This window comes from Roseibium sp. RKSG952, assembly GCF_009711355.1.
In genome coordinates this window covers 1-5474 of sequence record NZ_SMMF01000718.1, presented here as the reverse complement: position 1 = coordinate 5474, position 5474 = coordinate 1, and the positions used below count along the sequence as shown (strand labels likewise).

Annotated in this window: 4 protein-coding genes; all 4 read left to right on the top strand. The window is 57.9% G+C overall.

All coding sequences use genetic code 11. From position 1 onward, the window contains the following. Window positions 1-177 precede the first annotated feature (177 nt). The gene (locus E1297_RS04660; protein ID WP_155134523.1) at window positions 178-1860 is read left to right on the top strand and encodes a methyl-accepting chemotaxis protein; all 1683 of its coding nucleotides are present in this window, start codon (window positions 178-180) and stop codon (window positions 1858-1860) included. Window positions 1861-2433: 573 nt separating this feature from the next. Continuing rightward, a complete protein-coding gene (rpsL, locus tag E1297_RS04655; RefSeq protein WP_006936459.1) occupies window positions 2434-2805 on the top strand; it encodes a 30S ribosomal protein S12 in 372 nt (123 codons plus the stop codon). 12 nt (window positions 2806-2817) lie between these two features. Then, window positions 2818-3288 (top strand): 30S ribosomal protein S7, encoded by a 471-nt coding sequence (gene rpsG, locus E1297_RS04650; RefSeq protein ID WP_155134520.1) that lies wholly within the window; start codon window positions 2818-2820, stop codon window positions 3286-3288. Window positions 3289-3312: 24 nt separating this feature from the next. Further along, window positions 3313-5388, top strand: a complete 2076-nt coding sequence (fusA, locus tag E1297_RS04645; RefSeq protein ID WP_155134517.1) for an elongation factor G — start codon at window positions 3313-3315, stop codon at window positions 5386-5388. Window positions 5389-5474: the final 86 nt, after the last annotated feature.

Below are 5474 nucleotides of genomic sequence, written 5' to 3'. Positions count from 1 at the left end.
TGCCTTGAAAGGCCTTCCCTGAGAAAGAGCGTATCAGATTGTGCAGCTTACATTGTCTTGCACATCTCGCTTAAACTCACGGAACTGCTGGCAAATGCGGATCTCTTGCAATTATTAAGCGAATTTTCAGAATTTGGGCGTTTGTCAAAAATGCGGCAGATTGGTCTGGAGATTTGAATGTTTAAGGGGTTATCGGTCGGAGCCCGGTTGTACAGCTTGATTGCGATGCTGTTTTTCGGAATGGCGGTGATCCTGGTGCTCTTCGCTTCCAACAAGCGCGCGGTCATGTACGAAGACCGCAAGGCTGCCTTGGCGGCGATCGTCGAAACCGCGCACTCGGCCGTTTCAAGCGTCTATCGGGACATGCAGAACGGGCGGTACTCCGAGGCGGAGGCCAGGGAGCGTGCAGCCGAAATCGTGCGCAGTTTACGTTTCGAGAATGGCAACTACGTCTTCATCAACACCTATGATGGCGTCGTGATCGCCAATGCCGCGTCGCCCGAAATCCAGGGCGACGACATTTCCCGGCTCGAAGACCGCAACGGCGTCCGGATCATCGCTGAAATGATGAAAGTGATCCGCGCCGATGGGCAAGGGTTTGTCCAGTATGTCTGGACCCGTCCGAATTCGCCGGATGACGGCACCAAGCTTTCCTTTGCGCGGGGGTTCGAGCCCTGGAACTGGGCGCTTGGCACCGGGGACTTTGTCGATGATATCGAGGCCTCGTTTTACAAGAGCCTTTATCTGATGGCTGGCGTTCTTGTTTTCGCGTTCGGTCTTGTTTTCGGCTTTGCCGTGTTGCTGGTCCGGTCTATTGCGCGGTCCCTGCAGCAAACGGCGACCGAGGCGGGCCGGCTGGCGCAAGGCGATGTGGGCGTCCGGTTTTCCGCCGCTGACCGGGACGATGAAATCGGCGCTGTGGCTCGTTCGGTTGCCGCGTTTCGGGACCAGATCTTGCGCCAGCAGACACTTGCCGAGGAAGCACGCGAGATGTCTGAACGCCACAGGCAGAGCCAGCTTGAGGTGGAGCGCTTGATAGAGGAGTTCCGACTGCAGATCTCGGACAATCTGCAAGAGGTCCGCGCCAGTGCCACCGGCATGCGCCACGCCGCGATTGCCCTGAAAGACGATGCGGTTCACAATGAACAGACGGCCAATGCCGCAATGGATGCCGCGAACCGGGCCGGTCACAACATCGGAACCAGCGCCCGGTCCGCCGGAGAGCTGACTGGCTGGATCCGGGACATTAGCAACCAGGTTGCCAAGACGACAGCGGGTGTCGAGGGGGCTAACACATCCGCAGCGCTGTCCACCAACAAGGTCCAGAGCCTGTCGGCTGCAGCCGGACGGATCGGGGAAGTTGTCACCCTGATCAAGGCGATTGCCGAACAAACGAATCTCTTGGCGCTCAATGCGACCATTGAAGCAGCACGCGCCGGGGAGGCGGGACGCGGGTTTTCCGTTGTCGCATCCGAAGTCAAGGAGCTGGCGACCCAGACCTCCAAGGCGACGGAAGAAATCGCATCCCAAATCAGCGGCATTCAGGGTGCAACCGGGGAAGCGGTTGCCGCGATCACAGACATTGCCGAACGCATCGGTGAGGTTCGCGACTACACGGCCTCGATTTCGGCAGCTGTCAAGCATCAGTTGAGCGAGGCCGGCGACATCAGCCGGAACGTCGAGGAGGCGGATCAGGCCAGTCAGGAAGCCGGCCAGTCCATGGGCGAGGTGGTTGAAACCTCGCGCCGCACACTGGCGGGTGCCGAGTCGTTCCAGGACGGGTCTGCACTGGTTGCTCAGCACACCGAAACCATGGGCCAGGAAGTCGAACGGTTTTTGTCGCGGGTTGCACGGGCCTGAGCCTGTGGGGCATTGCCTTGCGCGGCGGGGATCGTTGCCGGACAGGGCGGACACGCACGACGCTCGATTCGCTTAGCGCTATGGCCCTGCTTGTCAGTTGGCAAGCAGGGCGGGCAGGACGATTCCAATCAGGCTCCCGGCAGCCGTCCAAGCCGGCATAGTGGAGCGATAATAAAAATTCCTTTTTTAGCTTAATTTTAAAATAAAATAACAAACACAAGCAATATATCGCCGTAAAACAACCCTCTTTGGACAAACGCCGCAGACTTGCTGAATCTTCAATAAACCGCTTGACGCAAAGGGTGCATGTGAGTAATTTCCGCGCATCCCGAAGGCAGGCGGTAAGTTCGAAACGTCCCGCGCATCACGGCGCAGGATCGAGCGGTCTTAAACGCTGCCGGGTTCAAATAGGCGATACGCGTCGATTGCATGACCGCGGGGCAACTCGTGGTCCTCTGGTTTTCGCAGCGCTTGCCGCTCTTAAGGAGCGTGCGGGCGCGATTCCTTATGTCGGAATCTGCGAGGACTGCAGTTGCATACGAATTTTTGGATGGACGAGGTAAAGGGCAAACAATGCCGACCATCAACCAGCTGATCCGCAAGCCGCGGAAAGATCCGCCGAAGCGGAACAAGGTGCCGGCCATGGAGGCCTGCCCGCAGAAGCGTGGCGTTTGTACGCGCGTTTACACGACGACTCCGAAAAAGCCGAACTCGGCTTTGCGTAAGGTGGCCAAGATCCGCCTGACGAACGGCTTTGAAGTCATTGGATACATTCCGGGTGAAGGTCACAACCTTCAGGAGCACTCGGTTGTGATGATCCGTGGCGGCCGTGTAAAGGATTTGCCGGGTGTGCGTTACCACATCATTCGTGGTGTGCTCGATACCCAGGGCGTCAAGGATCGTAAGCAGCGCCGGTCCAAGTACGGCGCGAAGCGGCCGAAGTAAGGAGCACATTAGATGTCCCGTCGTCACCGCGCTGAAAAACGCGAAATCAACCCGGATCCGAAGTTCGGGGATACTGTCGTCACGAAGTTCATGAACGCAATCATGTATGACGGCAAGAAGTCTGTTGCTGAAGGCATTGTTTACGGTGCGTTCGACAAGATCGAGGGCAAGACCCGTGAAAACCCGATCGAGGTTTTCCATGCTGCTCTCGAGAACGTCATGCCGCAGGTAGAAGTGCGCTCCCGCCGTGTTGGTGGTGCGACCTACCAGGTTCCGGTTGAGGTTCGTTCCGAGCGCCGTCAGGCGCTGGCAATTCGCTGGTTGATCGCAGCTGCGCGCAACCGCAACGAAACCACGATGATTGATCGTCTGTCCGGCGAAATGCTCGACGCAGCCAACAACCGTGGTACCGCAGTTAAGAAGCGCGAAGATACGCACCGGATGGCAGACGCCAACCGCGCATTCTCGCACTATCGCTGGTAATTGTGACTTCGAGAGGCTGACGCTATGGCGCGCACGCATAAAATCGAGGACTACCGTAACTTTGGTATCATGGCCCACATCGATGCGGGCAAGACGACCACGACCGAACGGATCCTCTACTACACCGGTAAGAGCCACAAGATCGGCGAAGTGCATGATGGCGCAGCCACCATGGACTGGATGGAGCAGGAGCAGGAGCGTGGCATCACGATTACCTCTGCTGCAACCACCGCGTTCTGGAACGAGAAGCGTCTGAACATCATCGACACTCCGGGCCACGTTGACTTCACCATTGAAGTTGAGCGTTCCCTGCGTGTTCTCGATGGTGCGGTTGCTCTTCTGGATGCAAACGCTGGCGTTGAGCCGCAGACCGAGACTGTCTGGCGTCAGGCCGACAAGTACAACGTCCCGCGGATGATCTTCGTCAACAAGATGGACAAGCTCGGCGCTGATTTCGATCGTTGCTGCGTCATGATCCGCGAGCGTCTCGGCGCAAACGCGCTGGTCATGCAGCTCAACGTCGGTGCCGAAAACGAATTCGCTGGCTGTATCGACCTTCTGAAGATGAAGGCCCTGATCTGGAAGTCCGAGAACCTCGGTGCTGCCTGGGATGAGCTGGAAATCCCGGACGATCTCAAGGATCGTGCCCAGGAAGCTCGTGACGCGCTGGTTGAAGCTGCTGTCGAAATCGACGAAGCCGCCATGGAAGCTTACCTGGAAGGCACCGAGCCGACCATTGATGAGCTGAAGGCGTTGATCCGCAAGGGCACCATCAACGGCGACTTTGTTCCGGTTTTCTGTGGTTCTGCATTCAAGAACAAGGGCGTGCAGCCGCTTCTTGACGCAGTTGTCGACTACCTGCCGAGCCCGGTTGATGTTCCGGCGATCAAGGGTATCGACCCGAAGACCGAAGGCGAAGCCGTTCGCAAGTCGTCTGACGAAGAGCCGCTCAGCCTCCTGGCGTTCAAGATTGCAAACGACCCGTTCGTTGGCTCCCTGACGTTCTGCCGCATCTATTCCGGTGTTCTGAACAAGGGCGTGTCCCTGCTCAACACCGTGAAGGAAAAGCGTGAGCGCGTCGGCCGGATGATGCAGATGCACTCCAACTCCCGTGAAGACATCGATGTTGCCTATGCAGGTGATATCGTGGCAATCGCGGGTCTGAAGGACACCACCACTGGCGACACCCTGTGTGATCCGCTGAAGCCGGTGATCCTGGAGCGCATGGAATTCCCTGAGCCGGTTATCGAAATCGCGATTGAGCCGAAGACCAAGGCCGACCAGGAAAAGATGGGCCTCGCCCTGAACCGCCTGGCTGCCGAGGATCCGTCCTTCCGCGTCAAGACCGACGAGGAATCCGGCCAGACGATCATCGCCGGCATGGGCGAGCTGCACCTTGATATTCTCGTCGATCGCATGAAGCGCGAATTCAAGGTTGAGGCGAACATCGGTGCGCCGCAGGTGGCTTACCGCGAAACCATCACCAAGACCGCTGATGTGGATTACACCCACAAGAAGCAGTCCGGTGGTTCCGGCCAGTTTGCCCGCATCAAGATCACCATCGAGCCGGCCGAGCCGAATGAAGGCTTTGTCTTCGAGAGCAAGGTCGTCGGCGGTAACGTCCCGAAAGAGTACATCCCGGGCGTTAGCAAGGGTATCGAAAGCGTCATGTCTTCCGGCCCGCTGGCTGGCTTCCCGATGCTCGATATCAAGGCCACCCTCACGGATGGTGCTTACCACGACGTGGACTCCTCGGTTCTCGCCTTCGAAATCGCCGGCCGTGCCGGTTTCCGCGAAGGTATTGCCAAGGCCGGACCCAAGCTCCTTGAGCCGGTCATGAAGGTCGAGGTTGTCACGCCGGAAGATTACATGGGTGACGTGATCGGTGACCTCAATTCCCGCCGCGGCCAGATTGCTGGCACGGAAAACCGCGGAATTGTCACTGTCGTGACCGCCATGGTGCCGCTGGCCAACATGTTTGGCTACGTGAACAACCTGCGTTCCATGTCTCAGGGCCGCGCGCAGTACTCGATGGTCTTCGACCATTACGAGCAGGTGCCGCAGGCTGTCGCCGAAGAGGTTCAGGCGAAATACGCCTGATCCCGCCTCTTGAAGTTGAATAAGAATTAGAGAAACGGAGTAATCCGATGGCGAAAGAAAAATTTGAGCGCAATAAGCCGCACGTC

Excerpts from the sequence above, each read along its gene's own strand:
- rpsG (WP_155134520.1), top strand. The coding sequence starts at position 2,818 with ATGTCCCGTCGTCACCGCGCTGAAAAACGCGAAATCAACCCGGATCCG.
- rpsL (WP_006936459.1), top strand. The coding sequence starts at position 2,434 with ATGCCGACCATCAACCAGCTGATCCGCAAGCCGCGGAAAGATCCGCCG.
- fusA (WP_155134517.1), top strand. The coding sequence starts at position 3,313 with ATGGCGCGCACGCATAAAATCGAGGACTACCGTAACTTTGGTATCATG.
- E1297_RS04660 (WP_155134523.1), top strand. The coding sequence starts at position 178 with ATGTTTAAGGGGTTATCGGTCGGAGCCCGGTTGTACAGCTTGATTGCG.